A 16,092-nucleotide genomic window follows, 5' to 3' on the forward strand; every position below is an offset into this window, starting at 1 on the left:
GGCCCGCTGATGGCGGGTCACGATACCGGCGCGGCCCGCGCCCGCCTCGTCCTGATCGGCCCGATGGGCGCCGGCAAGACGACGATCGGCAAGCGGGTCGCGAAGGCGCTGAGCGCCGGGTTCGTCGACTCCGACGCGGAGTTCGTGCGCACCCACGGCCCGATCGCCCCCTACTTCGACGCCCACGGCGAGCCGGCCTTCCGCCGGGAGGAGCGCCGTGTCGTCGAGCGCGCCGTCCGTCGCGACGTGGTGCTGAGCCTCGGCGGGGGAGCGGTGCTCGATCCCGCGACGCGCGCCGACCTCGCGGACGTGCCCGTCGTGCTCCTCACCACCACGGCCGAGGCCGTCCGCGACCGGCTCGGCTCCGGCTCCCGCCCGCTGGTGCGCGGCGGGGTCGGCGACTGGGTCCGCATCTTCGACGAGCGGCGCCCGGTCTACGAGTCCCTCGCGGACACCGTGGTCGACACCTCCCGGCGGCCGATCACCCTGATCGCCGCCGAGATCGCGGAGTGGGTGCGCGCGCAGCGCCCCTCCGCCACCCCTGCACCATCGGACCCGGCGGCCACGAGCCGCCCGAGCGGAAGACAGTCATGAACGACGGCACCACCGCCATCCCCGTCGCCGGAGAGAACGGCTACGACATCCACGTCGGGCGCGGACTCCTCGACGGCCTCGCCGACGCGATCGGCCCCCGGGCCGCGAAGGTGCTCATCGTGCACCCGCCGACCCTCGCGGTCCTCGCCGCCGAGATCCGCGAGAGCCTGCTCGAGCGCTACGAGGTGCTGCTCGCCGAGGTCCCGGACGCCGAGGCCGCGAAGCGCGTGGAGGTGGCGGCCTTCTGCTGGCAGGTGATGGGGCAGTCGGACTTCACCCGCACGGACGTGGTCGTCGGCTTCGGCGGCGGCGCGATCACCGACCTGGCCGGCTTCGTCGCCGCCACCTGGCTCCGCGGGGTCGACCTGGTGCAGGTGCCGACCACCGTGCTCGGGATGGTCGACGCGGCCGTCGGCGGGAAGACCGGCATCAACACGGCCGAGGGCAAGAACCTCGTCGGCGCCTTCCACGCGCCACGGGCGGTCGTCGCCGACCTCGACGTGCTGACCAGCCTCCCGCGCAACGAGATCCTCGCCGGATTCGGCGAGATCGTGAAGTACGGGATGATCGCCGAGCCGCGCATCCTCGACATCATCGAGTCCGACATCGACCTGGCCACCGACCCGACGTCGGAGGAGTTCCGCAGCCTGGTCGAGCTGTCGATCGGGATCAAGGCGCGGGTCGTCGGCGAGGACTTCACCGAGAAGGGCCTGCGCGAGATCCTGAACTACGGGCACACCCTCGGGCACGCGGTCGAGCACGCCGAGCGCTACCAGTGGCGCCACGGCGCGGCCGTCTCGGTCGGGATGATGTTCGCGGCCGAGCTCTCGCGCCTGACCGGCTCGCTCAGCGACGCGGTGGTGGACCGCCAGCGCCGGGTCCTCGAATCGCTGACCCTGCCGACGAGCTACCCGCTCGGACGATGGGAGACGCTCCTCGCCGCGATGCAGCGCGACAAGAAGACCCGCGCGGGGATGCTCCGCTTCGTGGTCCTCGACGACATCGCCCGCCCGAGCATCCTGCAGGGGCCGGAGACGTCGCTGCTGTTCGCGGCGTACCAGGAGATCGGCTCGTAGTTCCGACTCGGCTGAGCCCGGGCGGCGCCGTCAGCCTCCGCCCAGGGCGGCCCTCCGCGCCTGGGCGTACTCGGCCTCGGTGATCGTGCCCGCCGCTCGCAGCGCCTCCAGCTCGGCGAGCCGGTCCGCCAGCGGGCGGGCGGAGCCGGGACCCTCGCGCGCGAAGCGGGCCGCGACCTCGGTCCGCAGGGTCAGCGGATCCACTCCGAGCGAGCGCGCCCGGCGCGGGTTCACGACGATCAGCACCACGACGAGCACGATCACGACGGTGATGACGATCGGCACGGCGAGGAATGCGATCGAGTACCAGGGCGGCACGACGGTGTCGGCGGGAACGGCGTCCCTGTGCTCCTCCTCGGGGTCGGTCCTCCACCGTCTCGCGCTCCCGCGGACCGGTGGGGCGATTCGCACGCGGCGTCCAGACTCCTCTGCCGACGGGGCCGCGTCGACTACACTCGACGGGTCAGCCGGACCGGCCGATATCGCCGCGCCCGCGTACCGGGCTCGCCGGCGCAGACTTCCACCGAAACGGATCCCCCTTCGCATGGCCTCTACCACCGACATCAAGAACGGCACCGTCCTCAGCATCGACGGCCAGCTCTGGAACGTCATCGACTTCCAGCACGTCAAGCCGGGCAAGGGCGGCGCCTTCGTCCGCACCAAGATGAAGAACGTCCTCACGGGCAAGGTCGTCGACAAGACCTTCAACGCGGGAGCCAAGATCGACACGGCCAACGTCGACCGCCGCGACTTCCAGTACCTCTACCGCGACGGCGCGGACTTCGTGTTCATGGACACCAGCGACTACGACCAGATCACCGTCCCCGAGGCGGTCGTCGGCGACGCGGCGAACTTCATGCTCGAGAACCAGAACGTGACCCTCGCCCTGCACGACGGCGACCCGCTCTACATCGACCTCCCCGCCTCGGTCGTCCTCGAGATCACCTACACGGAGCCGGGCCTCCAGGGCGACCGCTCGACCGGCGGCACCAAGCCCGCGACGGTCGAGACCGGCTACCAGATCCAGGTCCCGCTCTTCCTCGAGCAGGGCACGAAGGTCAAGGTCGACACCCGCACGGGCGACTACCTCGGCCGCGTCAGCTGAGCCGGGCCTCCCGTGAGTGCTCGCACGAAGGCGCGCAAGCGCGCCCTCGACATCCTCTACAACGCCGACGTCCGGCAGATCAGCTTCGCCCAGTCGCTGCGCGCCGAGGCCGAGCGAGCGGCGAACGAGCCGGCCCGTGAGGCCTCGTGGCTCTACGCCCGCGAGATCGTCGACGGGGTCATCGACCACGCCGACGAGATCGACGAGCTGATCGCCCGGCTCGCCCAGGGCTGGACACTCTCGCGCATGCCGCTGGTCGACCGCGCGATCCTCCGGATCGGGGTGTGGGAGATCCTGCACAACGACGCGGTGCCCGACGGCGTCGCCATCTCGGAGGCCGTCGAGGCCGCCACGTCGCTGTCGACCGACGACTCGGCGGGCTTCATCAACGGGCTCCTCGCCTCCGTCGCGGAGTCCCGCACGACGGCCTGACCCGCCCCGGAGACCTGCTCGGCCCGCCGGATCCCCGTGATCGGGCGGGCCGAAGTCGTTCCCGGGCTGCCCGTCCGGCGGCCCGCGCGACGGCCCCTATACTCGACACGGCTTTTCCTTTAACAGCCGTCCTGTGAGGCGGGGAAGGAGGTCGGTGTGACGGCACGAATCGTGCTCAACGGCGCTGACATCACGCGAGCGCTCACGCGCATCGCCCACGAGATCCTCGAGTCGAACCGCGGCCCCGAGTCGCTGGTCGTCCTCGGCATCCCGACGCGCGGCGTCGCCCTCGCGAGGCGGATCGCCGAGACGATCGCGCGGATCGAGCCGGACGGTCCCCCCGTCTTCGCCGGCTCCCTCGACGTGACCATGTACCGCGACGACCTCTCCCGGCACCCGGTCCGCACCCCCGCGCGCACCGCCGTCCCCGCGAGCATCGACGGCCGGACCGTGGTCCTCGTCGACGACGTCCTCTTCTCGGGCCGCACCATCCGCGCCGCCCTGGACGCCCTCAGCGACATCGGCCGTCCGCGAGCCGTGCGGCTGGCCGCGCTGGTCGACCGCGGACACCGCGAGCTCCCGATCCGGGCGGACTTCGTCGGCAAGAACCTGCCGAGCAGCCTGAGCGAGCGGATCAACGTCCGGCTCGTCGAGACGGACGGGGAGGACCTGGTCGCGATCGAGTCGCAGGCCACCGGCGAGGAGACGGCTCCGTGAAGCACCTGCTCTCGACCCGCGACCTCGACCGCGCGAGCGCGATCGCCCTCCTCGACATCGCCGAGGACATGGCGGACGTGCAGAACCGCGAGGTCAAGAAGCTGCCGACCCTGCGCGGGAAGACCGTGGTCAACCTCTTCTTCGAGGACTCCACCCGCACGCGGATCTCGTTCGAGGCGGCGGCGAAGCGGCTCTCGGCCGACGTCATCAACTTCAGCGCGAAGGGCTCCAGCGTCTCCAAGGGCGAGAGCCTGAAGGACACCGCGCAGACGCTCGCCGCGATGGGCGCCGACGGCGTGGTCATCCGCCACAGCGCCTCCGGAGCCCCTGCGGTTCTGGCGGCGAGCGGCTGGATCGACGCGTCGATCCTCAACGCCGGCGACGGGACCCACGAGCACCCGACCCAGGCGCTCCTGGACGCGTTCACCATCCGCCGGCGCCTGCACGGCGCCTCCGCGTCCCGCGGCAAGAGCCTCGACGGTGTCGCGGTCACGATCGTGGGCGACGTCCTGCACTCGCGGGTGGCGCGCTCGAACGTCTGGCTGCTGACGGCGCTGGGCGCCGAGGTGACCCTGGTCGCACCGCCGACCCTCGTGCCGGTCGACACGCGCGACTGGCCCGCGACCATCCGCTTCGATCTGGACGAGGCGATCGACACCGGGCTCCCCGACGTCGTGATGCTCCTGCGCATCCAGCTCGAGCGGATGTCGAGCGGGTTCTTCCCCAACGGCCGGGAGTACGCGCGGATCTGGGGCCTCGACGACGAGCGGCTCGCCCGGCTGGGTCCCGATACCATCGTCATGCACCCCGGACCCATGAACAGGGGCGTCGAGATCTCCTCGGCGGCCGCCGATTCGAGCCGCTCCACGGTGCTCGAACAGGTCACGAACGGAGTGTCCGTCCGGATGGCCGCGCTCTACCTGCTGCTGTCCGGCGAACGGGAGGTCCACTGATGAGCACTGCCCAGCCGCTTCAGAGCACGGCGCCGGAGCGGATCCTGATCTCGGGGGCGACGCTCGCCGACGAGTCGACCGCCGACCTGCTGATCGACGGGGGCGTGATCGTCGAGATCGGCGCCGACCTCGACTCGCGCGGGGCCCGCGTGATCGACGCCGACGGCCTGCTGGCGCTGCCCGGCCTGGTCGACCTGCACACGCACCTGCGCGAGCCGGGGTTCGAGCAGAGCGAGACGATCCTCACCGGCACGCGAGCTGCGGCCGCCGGAGGCTTCACCGCCGTCTTCGCGATGGCGAACACCTCGCCGGTGCAGGACACCGCGGGCGTTGTCGAGCAGGTGCAGAGCCTGGGCGAGGACGCCGGCTACGCGACGGTCCGCCCGATCGGCGCGGTGACCGTGGGTCTGGCGGGGGAGTCGCTCGCCGAGCTCGGCGCGATGGCCCGCAGCCGCGCGGCCGTGCGGGTCTTCTCGGACGACGGGAAGTGCGTCTCGGACGCGCTGCTGATGCGCCGCGCTCTCGAGTACGTCAAGGCGTTCGACGGAGTCGTCGCCCAGCACGCGCAGGAGCCGCGGCTCACCGTCGGCGCCCAGATGAACGAGGGCGCCGTCTCCAGCGCCCTCGGCCTGCAGGGCTGGCCCGCCGTGGCCGAGGAGGCGATCATCGCCCGCGACGTGCTCCTCGCCGAGCACGTGGGCTCCCGCCTGCACGTCTGCCACGTCTCGACCGCGGGCTCGGTCGACGTCATCCGCTGGGCGAAGGCCCGGGGGATCGACGTGACCGCCGAGGTCACCCCCCACCACCTGCTCCTCACCGAGCAGGCCGTCGCCGGCCAGGACGGGCCGAGCTACGACGCCCGCTTCAAGGTGAACCCGCCGCTGCGCCGCGACGAGGACGTGCTCGCCCTCCGCGAGGCCCTCGCCGACGGCACCATCGACATCGTCGCCACCGACCACGCGCCGCACCCGGTCGAGGCGAAGGACTGCGAGTGGGACGCCGCGGCGTTCGGCATGGTCGGCCTCGAGAGCGCGCTGAGCGTGGTGCACGCCGCCGTCGTCGAGGACGGGCGGATGAGCTGGTCCGACGTCGCGCGCGTGCTCTCCTCCGCCCCCGCCCGCATCGGCCGGCTCGACGGCTACGACCGCGGCCTCGCCGTCGGGGCCGCCGCGAACGTCGTGCTCTACGACCCGGAGGCGCGACGCCGCTTCTCCGTCGAGGACCTGCGCGGCCGCAGCGACAACTCCCCGTACCTCGGTCGCGAGCTGCCGGGCCGCGTCGTCGCCACCCTCCACCGGGGCTTCCCGACCGTGCTGGACGGCGAGCTCGTCGACGCGGCGGTCGTCGCCGCCTCCGCGAAGGCCTCCCGTGGATAGGGCCGCGATCACGATCGTCATCGCCGCGGTCGTCGTCCTCGTCTTCGTCGGCATGCTGCTCTCCTGGCGCGCGCGGCGCCGCCGCTCGGCCGCCCTCGCGCCGGAGCCCGTGCCCGCGTCCTCGCTGGGCGCCGAGGTCGAGCGCGTCGACCTCCCGTACGTGGCCACGACCCGCTTCGAGCAGCCGCTCGAGCGCGTCGTGCTGCCGGGGCTCGGCTTCCGCGGCAACGCGGTGCTGCGCCTCCACGAGCGCGGCGTCGTGATCGCCCCCGTCGGCGAGCGCGAGACGGTGATCCCGGCCTCCCTCCTGCGCGGAGCGGGCCAGGGCAGCTACGTGATCGACCGCGTCGTCGAGGAGGGCGGCCTGCTCGTGATCTCCTGGTCGCCCCGCGGCGACGAGACCGTCGACAGCTACCTCCGCGTGGCCGAGCCCGCCCTCCGGGCGCACCTGGTCGCCGAGCTGCAGCGCCTCGCCGGCCCCCGTTCCTCCCCCTCCCACCCCGGAGCCGCCGACGGCGGCCCCGACACGACCCAGAAGGGCTCCTAGTCCGTGCCAACGACACGCCTCAGCACCGAACCCACCGCCGTCCTCGTCCTCGAGGACGGACGACGATTCCGGGGACAGGCCTACGGCGCCCGAGGCCGCACCCTGGGCGAGATCGTCTTCGCCACCGGCATGACCGGGTACCAGGAGACGCTGACCGACCCGAGCTACGCCGGCCAGATCGTCGTGCAGACCGCGCCCCACATCGGCAATACCGGGACCAACGACGAGGACATGGAGTCCCGCCGCATCTGGGTCGCCGGCTACGTCGTCCGCGACCCCTCCCGCGTCGTCTCCAACTTCCGCGCGCAGCGCTCCCTCGGCGACGACCTGGAGTCCGACGGCATCGTCGGGATCTCCGGCGTCGACACCCGGGCGATCACCCGCCACATCCGCTCGGCCGGCTCGATGCGCGCCGGCGTGTTCTCCGGCGAGGACCTCGCCCTCCCCGAGGAGGAGCAGCTCGCGCTGGTCCTCGGCGGCCGGCAGATGCAGGGGCTCAACCTCTCCTCCTCGGTCTCGACCGACGAGCAGTACACGGTGCCCGCCCGCGGCGAGCGCGTCGGCTCGGTCGCGGTCATCGACCTGGGGGTGAAGACCTCGACGGTCGACTACCTCGCGGAGCGCGGCTTCGACGTCCACGTGCTGCCCGAGTCGGTGACCGCCGAGCAGGTGCTCGCGCTCGACCCGTCCGCGCTCTTCTTCTCCAACGGCCCCGGCGACCCCGAGGCCTCGGACCGCCACGTCGAGCTGCTGCGCACCACCCTGCGCGCCGACCTGCCGTTCTTCGGCATCTGCTTCGGCAACCAGCTGCTGGGGCGCGCTCTCGGCTTCGGCACCTACAAGCTCCCGTTCGGCCACCGCGGGATCAACCAGCCCGTGCTCGACAAGCTCACCGGCCGCGTGGAGATCACCTCGCAGAACCACGGGTTCGCCGTGGACGCGCCGATCGAGGGCGAGCTGGACTCGCCCGAGGGCTTCGGCCGCGTCGAGGTCAGCCACTACTCCCTCAACGACTCGGTCGTGGAGGGCCTGCGCTGCCTCGACATCCCCGCCTTCTCGGTGCAGTACCACCCGGAGGCGGCGGCCGGCCCGCACGACTCCAACCACCTCTTCGACCGCTTCCGCGAGATGGTCGTGCAGCGCACGGCCGGGCGCGGGGCCTCGGAGCCCACCGACATCCCCACGACCAGCAGCATCGGAGAGCAGAAGTAATGCCGCGCAGGGAAGACATCCAGAGCGTCCTGGTCATCGGCTCCGGCCCGATCGTCATCGGACAGGCCGTCGAGTTCGACTACTCCGGCACCCAGGCCTGCCGCGTGCTGCGCGCCGAGGGGGTGCGCGTGATCCTCGTCAACTCCAACCCGGCGACGATCATGACCGACCCCGACTTCGCCGACGCCACCTACGTGGAGCCGATCACGCCCAAGGCGATCGAGGCGATCATCGCCAAGGAGAAGCCGGACGCGATCCTGCCGACCCTCGGCGGGCAGACGGCCCTGAACGCGGCCATCCAGCTGCACGACCTCGGGATCCTCGAGAAGTACGGCGTCGAGCTCATCGGCGCGAGCTTCGAGGCGATCAACCGCGGTGAGGACCGCCAGATCTTCAAGCAGCTGGTGCTGGACGCGGGCGCCGACGTCGCGAAGTCCTACATCGCGCACACCGTCGACGAGGCGATCGAGTACGCCGAGGACCTGGGCTACCCCCTCGTCATCCGCCCGTCGTTCACCATGGGCGGCCTGGGCTCCGGCTTCGCCTACACCCGCGAGGAGCTGGTGCGGATGGTCGGCGACGGCCTGCACCAGAGCCCCACCACCGAGGTTCTCCTGGAGGAGTCGATCCTCGGCTGGAAGGAGTACGAGCTCGAGCTGATGCGCGACACGGCCGACAACACGGTCGTCGTCTGCTCGATCGAGAACGTCGACCCCGTCGGCGTGCACACGGGCGACTCGATCACCGTCGCACCGGCGCTGACCCTCACCGACCGCGAATACCAGAAGCTGCGCGACATCGGCATCCGGATCATCCGGGACGTGGGCGTGGACACCGGCGGCTGCAACATCCAGTTCGCGATCGACCCGGCGGACGGCCGGATCATCGTCATCGAGATGAACCCACGCGTCTCCCGCTCCTCCGCCCTCGCCTCCAAGGCGACCGGCTTCCCGATCGCCAAGATCGCCGCGAAGCTCGCCATCGGCTACCGCCTGGACGAGATCCCGAACGACATCACCAAGGTGACGCCGGCGAGCTTCGAGCCGACGCTGGACTACGTGGTCGTGAAGGTCCCGCGGTTCGCGTTCGAGAAGTTCCCGGCCGCCGACAAGACGCTGACCACGACCATGAAGTCGGTGGGCGAGGCGATGGCGATCGGCCGCAACTACGCGCAGGCGCTGCAGAAGGCGCTCCGCTCGCTCGAGAAGCGCGGCTCGTCGTTCCACTGGGGCGCGCAGGAGCGCTCGGTCGAGGAGCTGCTCGAGATCGCGAGGACCCCGACCGACGGCCGCATCGTCACCGTGCAGCAGGCGCTGCGCCTGGGAGCCACGGTCGAGCAGGCGTTCGAGTCCACGAAGATCGACCCCTGGTTCCTCGACCAGATCGTGCTGATCAACGAGATCGCCGACCTGGTGCGCGAGCACGACGGCCTCGACGCCGGACTCCTCCGCCTCGCGAAGGACCACGGCTTCTCGGACGCGCAGATCGCCGAGCTCCGCGGGCTCGACGAGGCGGAGGTCCGCCGCACCCGCTACGCGCTGGACGTGCGCCCGGTCTACAAGACCGTCGACACCTGCGCGGGCGAGTTCCCGGCGCTCACGCCGTACCACTACTCCTCGTACGACGAGGAGACGGAGGTCGTCGCCGCCGACCGCCGCAAGGTCGTCATCCTGGGCTCCGGCCCCAACCGCATCGGCCAGGGGGTCGAGTTCGACTACTCCTGCGTGCACGCCTCGTTCGCGCTCTCGGACGCGGGCTTCGAGACGATCATGATCAACTGCAACCCCGAGACGGTCTCGACCGACTACGACACCTCGGACCGCCTCTACTTCGAGCCGCTGACTCTCGAGGACGTGCTCGAGGTCATCCACGCGGAGTCGCAGTCCGGCGAGCTCGTCGGCGTCGTCGTGCAGCTGGGCGGCCAGACGGCGCTCGGGCTCGCCGCGGGCCTCGAGGCGGCCGGCGTGCCCATCCTCGGCACCACCCCCGCGAACATCGACCTCGCGGAGGAGCGCGGCGCGTTCTCGCGGATCCTCGACGAGGCGGGGCTTCTCGCTCCGCGCAACGGCACCGCGACCGACCTCGACGGCGCCCGCGAGGTCGCGGTGGAGATCGGCTACCCGGTCCTCGTCCGTCCGTCCTTCGTCCTCGGCGGGCGCGGCATGGAGATCGTCTACGGCACGCCCCAGCTCGAGGACTACTTCGAGCGGATGGCCGGCGAGGGGATCATCGACGAGGCGCACCCGCTGCTGGTGGACCGCTTCCTCGACGACGCGATCGAGATCGACGTCGACGCGCTCTTCGACGGCGAGCAGCTCTACATCGGCGGCGTGATGGAGCACATCGAGGAGGCCGGCATCCACTCCGGCGACTCGGCGTGCACGCTCCCGCCGGTGACGCTCGGCCGCCGGCAGATCGACCAGGTGCGGGAGGCGACCCTCGCGATCGCGCAGGGCGTCGGCGTCCGGGGACTGCTGAACGTCCAGTTCGCGATCGGCCAGGGCGTGCTCTACGTGCTCGAGGCGAACCCCCGGGCCTCGCGCACCGTGCCGTTCGTGTCGAAGGCGCTGGGCATCCCGCTCGCGAAGGCCGCGTCGCGCCTGATGGTGGGCGAGACCATCGCCGCGCTGAAGGCCGAGGGCCTGCTGCCCGAGCGCGACGGCTCCGACGTCCCGATGGACTCTCCCATCGCGGTGAAGGAGGCGGTCCTGCCGTTCAAGCGCTTCCGCACCAAGGAGGGCCAGATCGTCGACTCGCTGCTCGGGCCCGAGATGCGCTCCACCGGCGAGGTCATGGGGATCGACCGCGACTTCCCGCGCGCCTTCGCGAAGAGCCAGGACGCCGCGTACGGCGGCATGCCGGCGAGCGGGACCGTCTTCATCTCGGTCGCCGACCGCGACAAGCGCTCGATCGTCCTGCCCGCGCTGCGCCTGCGCCAGCTCGGCTTCGACATCCTCGCGACCGAGGGCACGGCCGAGGTGCTGAACCGCAACGGGATCCAGGCCCGCGTGGTCCGCAAGTACAGCGAGACCGCCGAGGGCGACGCGCCCTCCATCGTCGAGCTGATCGCCCGCGACGAGGTCGACGTGGTGATCAACACGCCCAGCGGAGGAGCGACCCGCGCCGACGGCTACGAGATCCGCGCCGCCGCGGTCGCCGCGGACAAGCCGCTGTTCACCACGATCGCCCAGCTCGCGGCCGCGGTCGCCTCGCTCGACGCGGCGAACGAGCCCTTCGAGGTGACGAGCCTGCAGGACTACGCCCTGCGCCGCGCGGAGCGCACCGCGTGAGCGGCGGCGCGGCGGGCACCGCCTCCTTCGGCTCGCGCCTCGAGGCGGCGTTCGCCGCGCACGGCCGGCTCTGCGTGGGGATCGACCCGCACGCGTACCTGCTCGACGCGTGGGGCCTCGCCGACGACGCGGCCGGGCTCGAGAGCTTCGGACGCACGGTCGTCGAGGCGGCGGCCGGCCGTGCGGGCGTGGTGAAGCCGCAGATCGCGTTCTTCGAGCGGCACGGCTCGGCGGGCTACGCCGCGCTCGAGCGCGTGCTCGCCGACGCGCGCGAGGCCGGACTGCTGGTGATCGCCGACGTCAAGCGCGGCGACATCGGCACGAGCGTCACCGCCTACGCCGAGGCGTGGCTCCGGCCGGGCTCGCCGCTCGAGGCGGACGCCATGACCGCCGCGGCCTACCAGGGGCTGGGCTCCCTCGAGGGGATGCTGACCCTCGCGGAGGAGGCGGGCAAGGGCGTGTTCGTCCTCGCAGCCACCTCCAACCCCGAGGCCCGCCCCGTGCAGCGCGCCCTCGTGCAGGACGGCGGCCGGGCGGGATCCACCGTGGCACGCGCGGTCGTGGCGGACGTGGCATCCTGGAACGACGCTCACGCTCGCGCGTCGATCGGCTCGATCGGCGTGGTGCTCGGCGCCACGGTCGCCCTGGGCGACTTCGGCATCGGCATCGACGAACCTCTGCTCCCCGCACTCCCGGTGCTCGCGCCCGGCTTCGGCCACCAGGGCGCGGCCGTCGCGGACGCGCAGCGGCTGTTCGGCGCGCTGAGCGCCGCCACCATCGTCAGCGAGTCGCGGAGCGTGCTCGGCGCCGGCCCCTCGGGGATCGCGGCCGAGATCACCCGCCGCGCGACCGACATCCAGGAGACCCTTGTCCGCTGAAACCGTCAGCCCCGATCCCGGCGCCTCCTCGCGCCCGGAGGCCGTGCGCCGTCCCTCGCCGCCCGAGGTCGACCGGCGCGCCGCCTCCGAGGCCGCGATCGCGGCGCGCCGTGCCCGCGCCGCCGTCAAGAAGGCCGTCGCCGCCGGACGCCGCCCCGCGACCGCCGTGCTCGCGGCGGCCCAGGCCGAGCCGCTCGGAGTCGAGGGGCGGATGCGCGTCAGCGAGCTGCTCCGCGCCGTGCCCGCACTCGGCGTGGTGAAGACGCCCCGGGTGATGGACCAGCTGCGGATCGCCGAGTCGAAGCGCCTCGGCGGGCTCGGCCGGCGCCAGGTCGAGGGCCTGTCGTCGTTCCTGGAGGAGCGGGAGTCGCGGCAGCGCCGCCCCGGCCGCAACCGCCTGCTCGTCCTCGCCGGTCCGACCGCGGTCGGCAAGGGCACCGTGTCGACCTACATCCGCGAGAACTACCCGGACGTGCTGCTCTCGGTCTCGGCCACCACCCGGGCCCCGCGTCCGGGCGAGGTGGACGGCGTCAGCTACTACTTCGTCGACGACGCCGAGTTCGACCGGATGGTCGCGGCGGGGGAGTTCCTCGAGTACGCCGTCGTCCACAACGCTCACCGCTACGGCACGCCCCGCGGCCCCATCGACGCCGCGCTGGAGCAGGGCCGGCAGGTGATGCTCGAGATCGACATCCAGGGTGCCCGCCAGGTTCGCGAGCGGATGCCGGACGCGCGGCTGGTCTTCCTCCTGCCGCCGAGCTGGGACGAGCTGGTCCGCCGCCTGGTCGGCCGCGGCACCGAGAGCGCGGAGGAGCAGGAGCGCCGTCTGGCCACCGCGAAGGTGGAGCTGGCCGCGCAGGACGAGTTCGATTTCGCCGTCGTCAACAGCACCGTGCCCGAAGCGGCCCGCGAGGTCGTAGAATTGATGTCGCCTCGTGCCGACGGCGCGCCCGCTGACCCGGGCCGCTGACACCGGGCCACCGACCACCTCCGGGCCGACGCCCCGGGTCCCACAGGGCACACGCCCCTCGGAGCCCGCACGCCGTGTTGCTCCGGAGCCGCAGATCGGCGCTGATGCGCCTGCAAGGAGACACCCATGGCCAACAACCTCGGCATCATCGACCCGCCCATCGACGAGCTCCTCTCGAAGGTCGACTCCAAGTACGCGCTGGTGATCTTCGCCTCCAAGCGCGCCCGCCAGATCAACGACTACTACGCCGACCTCCACGAGGGCAGCCTGTTCGACAACGTCGGCCCGCTGGTCGACTCCACCATCGACGACAAGCCCCTCTCGGTCGCACTGCACGAGATCAACGAGGACAAGCTCGTCGCCAAGCCCCTCGCCGAGTAGTCCCCTCCGGGTGGGCTCCTCTCTCGAGGCCGGCCGACGGCTCAACGTCGTCGTCGGCATCACCGGCGGCATCGCCGCGTACAAGGCCGTCGGAGTCGTCCGCGCGCTGGTCCTCGCGGAGCACGACGTGCACGTCGTCGCGACCGAGGCCGCGCTGCGCTTCGTCGGCAAGCCCACCCTCGAGGCCATCTCGCGGAACCCGGTGCACACCGAGCTCTACGAGGGCGTCGCCGAGGTCCGGCACGTGGCCATCGGCCAGGCCGCCGACCTCATCGTGATCGCGCCCGCGACGGCGCACACGCTCGCCAAGCTCGCCGCCGGCCTCGCCGACGACCTGCTCGGCAACACGGTGCTCGCGAGCACCGCCCCGCTCGTGGTCGCCCCCGCGATGCACACCGAGATGTGGGCGAACGCCGCCACCGTCGCGAACACGGCGGTGCTCCGCTCCCGCGGCGTGCACGTCGTCGGCCCCGCGGTCGGCCGCCTCACCGGCGCCGACTCGGGCCCCGGCCGCATGGAGGAGCCCGAGACGATCGTGGCGGAGGCCCTCGCCGTCCACGCCCGCTCCGCCTCCGCCCGCCGCGACCTCGCGGGCGTGCGCGTCCTCGTGACCGCCGGCGGCACCCGCGAGCCCCTCGACCCGGTGCGCTTCGTCGGCAACCGCTCCAGCGGCAGGCAGGGCGTCGCGCTCGCGCTGGCCGCTGCGGCCCGGGGCGCGGAGGTCACCCTCCTCGCCGCGAACCTCGACGTGCCGGCGCCGGAGGGCGTCACGGTCCTCCCGGTGGGCACCGCGCTCGAGCTGCGCGAGGCCGCCCTCGCCGCGGCCCCCGGCGCGGACGTCGTGATCATGGCCGCGGCCGTCGCCGACTACCGGCCCGCCGCGGTCGCCGACGCGAAGATCAAGAAGGAGCAGCAGGGCGACCGTCTCGTCCTCGAGCTCGTCAAGAACCCGGACGTCCTCGCCGAGATCTCCGCCTCCCGGCGGGAGGGGCAGATCGTCGTCGGCTTCGCCGCGGAGACCGAGCCGGACCGGGACGCGATGCTCGCCCTCGGCCGCGCCAAGATCGCCCGCAAGGGCTGCGACCTGCTCGTCCTCAACAGGGTGGGCTGGGCCGAGGGTTTCCAGAGCGACAGCAACGCCGTCGTGGTGCTCGATCGGGCCGGCGATATAGTTGGCGAGGCCTCGGGCAGCAAGGCGGAGGTGGCCGATCGCGTCCTCGACGCGGTCGTGCGCTAGCCTCGCCGGTCCGCCCGCCCAGGCGCCGATCGCCTGCCGCCCGGCATCGCGCTCGCCAGGCCACTCCCGGTACGAACGACCCCGGTCCGCACGAGCCGGGACGAGAAGAGAAGCATGACCTCCGGTCCCCTCCGCCTGTTCACCTCCGAGTCCGTCACCGAGGGCCACCCGGACAAGATCTGCGACCAGATCTCGGACCGCATCCTCGACGCCCTGCTCCGCGAGGACCCGCACAGCCGGGTCGCCGTCGAGACGCTGGTCACGACGGGGCTCGTGCACGTCGCGGGCGAGGTCTCCACGAGCGGCTACGTCGAGATCCCCAAGATCGTGCGCGACACGATCGTCGAGATCGGCTACGACTCCTCGGAGAAGGGCTTCGACGGCCGCTCCTGCGGCGTCTCGGTCTCGATCGGCCAGCAGTCGCCCGAGATCGCGGCCGGCGTCGACACGGCGCTCGAGGTCCGCTCCTCCGAGGCGGGCGAGGACGCCTTCGACCGCCAGGGCGCGGGCGACCAGGGCCTGATGTTCGGCTTCGCGACCGACGAGACCCCCGAGTACATGCCGCTGCCGAGCTGGCTCTCGCACCGCCTCGCCGAGCGCCTGGCCGCCGTCCGCAAGTCGGGCGAGCTCGACTACCTCCGACCCGACGGCAAGACCCAGGTCACCATCGGCTACGACGGCACGACGCCGTCCACCATCGACACCGTCGTCCTGTCCACCCAGCACGCCGAGCACGTCAGCACCGAGACGATCCACGCGGACATCGCGGCGCACGTCATCCGCCCCGTCCTCGAGACGGTCGACCTCGACTCCTCCGCCGTGCGCCTGCTGATCAACCCGACGGGCCGCTTCGAGATCGGCGGCCCTCAGGGCGACGCCGGGCTCACCGGCCGCAAGATCATCGTCGACACCTACGGCGGAGCGTCCCGCCACGGCGGCGGCGCGTTCTCGGGCAAGGACCCGTCGAAGGTCGACCGCTCGGCCGCCTACGCCATGCGGTGGGTCGCCAAGAACGCGGTCGCCGCGGGGCTCGCCTCGCGGCTGGAGGTGCAGGTCGCCTACGCCATCGGCAAGGCGGCCCCGGTCGGCCTCTACGTCGAGACCTTCGGCACCGGCACCGTCTCCGACGAGACGATCACCGAGGCGATCCGCTCGGTCTTCGACCTGCGCCCGGCCGCGATCATCCACGCACTCGACCTGCTCCGCCCGATCTACGCGCAGACCGCGGCCTACGGCCACTTCGGCCGGGAGCTGCCCGACTTCACCTGGGAGCGCCTCGACCGGGTCGACGACCTGCGCTCCGCCGCGGGCCTCTCGTAGCGGG

The 16,092-nt window shown here is 72.4% G+C and carries 16 protein-coding genes; 15 read left to right on the forward strand and 1 reads right to left on the reverse strand.

Annotated features, from left to right (window positions below):
• The first annotated feature begins 9 nt into the window (after positions 1-9).
• Positions 10-594, forward strand: a complete 585-nt coding sequence (locus C5D66_RS02405) for a shikimate kinase (RefSeq protein WP_104225325.1) — start codon at positions 10-12, stop codon at positions 592-594.
• A complete protein-coding gene (gene aroB, locus C5D66_RS02410; RefSeq protein ID WP_104224752.1) occupies positions 591-1,670 on the forward strand; it encodes a 3-dehydroquinate synthase in 1,080 nt (359 codons plus the stop codon). The genes C5D66_RS02405 and aroB overlap by 4 nt, the downstream gene beginning before the upstream one ends.
• 30 nt (positions 1,671-1,700) lie before the next feature.
• Here aroB and C5D66_RS02415 read toward each other — a convergent pair whose 3' ends face one another.
• On the reverse strand, positions 1,701-2,081 hold the full coding sequence (locus tag C5D66_RS02415) for an SHOCT domain-containing protein (protein WP_146083153.1): 381 nt from the start codon (positions 2,079-2,081) through the stop codon (positions 1,701-1,703).
• A 133-nt stretch (positions 2,082-2,214) separates the two neighbouring features.
• Here C5D66_RS02415 and efp point away from each other — a divergent pair, with 133 nt between their 5' ends.
• The 13 genes from efp to metK all read left to right on the forward strand — a co-directional run bounded on the left by efp (position 2,215) and on the right by metK (position 16,088).
• Complete coding sequence (gene efp, locus C5D66_RS02420) at positions 2,215-2,775, forward strand: elongation factor P (protein ID WP_068210208.1); 561 nt, start codon at positions 2,215-2,217, stop codon at positions 2,773-2,775.
• Positions 2,776-2,787: 12 nt separating this feature from the next.
• Positions 2,788-3,207, forward strand: coding sequence for a transcription antitermination factor NusB (gene nusB / locus C5D66_RS02425; protein ID WP_104224751.1), 420 nt, complete (start codon positions 2,788-2,790; stop codon positions 3,205-3,207).
• A 156-nt stretch (positions 3,208-3,363) separates the two neighbouring features.
• The gene (gene pyrR / locus C5D66_RS02430; protein WP_104224750.1) at positions 3,364-3,924 is read left to right on the forward strand and encodes a bifunctional pyr operon transcriptional regulator/uracil phosphoribosyltransferase PyrR; all 561 of its coding nucleotides are present in this window, start codon (positions 3,364-3,366) and stop codon (positions 3,922-3,924) included.
• Positions 3,921-4,877, forward strand: coding sequence for an aspartate carbamoyltransferase catalytic subunit (locus tag C5D66_RS02435; protein WP_104224749.1), 957 nt, complete (start codon positions 3,921-3,923; stop codon positions 4,875-4,877). Before pyrR ends, C5D66_RS02435 begins: the two co-directional genes overlap by 4 nt.
• The gene (locus C5D66_RS02440; protein ID WP_104274336.1) at positions 4,877-6,253 is read left to right on the forward strand and encodes a dihydroorotase; all 1,377 of its coding nucleotides are present in this window, start codon (positions 4,877-4,879) and stop codon (positions 6,251-6,253) included. The genes C5D66_RS02435 and C5D66_RS02440 overlap by 1 nt, the downstream gene beginning before the upstream one ends.
• Complete coding sequence (locus C5D66_RS02445) at positions 6,246-6,800, forward strand: hypothetical protein (protein WP_104255383.1); 555 nt, start codon at positions 6,246-6,248, stop codon at positions 6,798-6,800. The genes C5D66_RS02440 and C5D66_RS02445 overlap by 8 nt, the downstream gene beginning before the upstream one ends.
• A 3-nt stretch (positions 6,801-6,803) precedes the next feature.
• Positions 6,804-8,012, forward strand: coding sequence for a glutamine-hydrolyzing carbamoyl-phosphate synthase small subunit (gene carA, locus C5D66_RS02450; RefSeq protein ID WP_104274198.1), 1,209 nt, complete (start codon positions 6,804-6,806; stop codon positions 8,010-8,012).
• A complete protein-coding gene (gene carB / locus C5D66_RS02455; RefSeq protein ID WP_104221829.1) occupies positions 8,012-11,302 on the forward strand; it encodes a carbamoyl-phosphate synthase large subunit in 3,291 nt (1,096 codons plus the stop codon). Before carA ends, carB begins: the two co-directional genes overlap by 1 nt.
• Entirely contained in the window at positions 11,299-12,180 is an 882-nt protein-coding gene (gene pyrF, locus C5D66_RS02460) for an orotidine-5'-phosphate decarboxylase (protein WP_104255381.1), read from the forward strand. The genes carB and pyrF overlap by 4 nt, the downstream gene beginning before the upstream one ends.
• Positions 12,181-12,223: 43 nt before the next feature.
• Positions 12,224-13,150: a guanylate kinase gene (gene gmk / locus C5D66_RS02465; RefSeq protein ID WP_181028723.1), complete on the forward strand. Its 927-nt coding sequence runs from the start codon at positions 12,224-12,226 to the stop codon at positions 13,148-13,150.
• Positions 13,151-13,276: 126 nt separating this feature from the next.
• Positions 13,277-13,531, forward strand: coding sequence for a DNA-directed RNA polymerase subunit omega (gene rpoZ, locus C5D66_RS02470; protein ID WP_104221835.1), 255 nt, complete (start codon positions 13,277-13,279; stop codon positions 13,529-13,531).
• A gap of 10 nt (positions 13,532-13,541) precedes the next feature.
• Entirely contained in the window at positions 13,542-14,768 is a 1,227-nt protein-coding gene (gene coaBC / locus C5D66_RS02475) for a bifunctional phosphopantothenoylcysteine decarboxylase/phosphopantothenate--cysteine ligase CoaBC (RefSeq protein ID WP_104237507.1), read from the forward strand.
• Between the two features lie 114 nt (positions 14,769-14,882).
• Entirely contained in the window at positions 14,883-16,088 is a 1,206-nt protein-coding gene (gene metK / locus C5D66_RS02480; protein WP_104221839.1) for a methionine adenosyltransferase, read from the forward strand.
• Positions 16,089-16,092: the final 4 nt, after the last annotated feature.

It is taken from the genome of Rathayibacter sp. AY1B4, assembly GCF_002932815.1.
Classification (GTDB): domain Bacteria; phylum Actinomycetota; class Actinomycetes; order Actinomycetales; family Microbacteriaceae; genus Rathayibacter.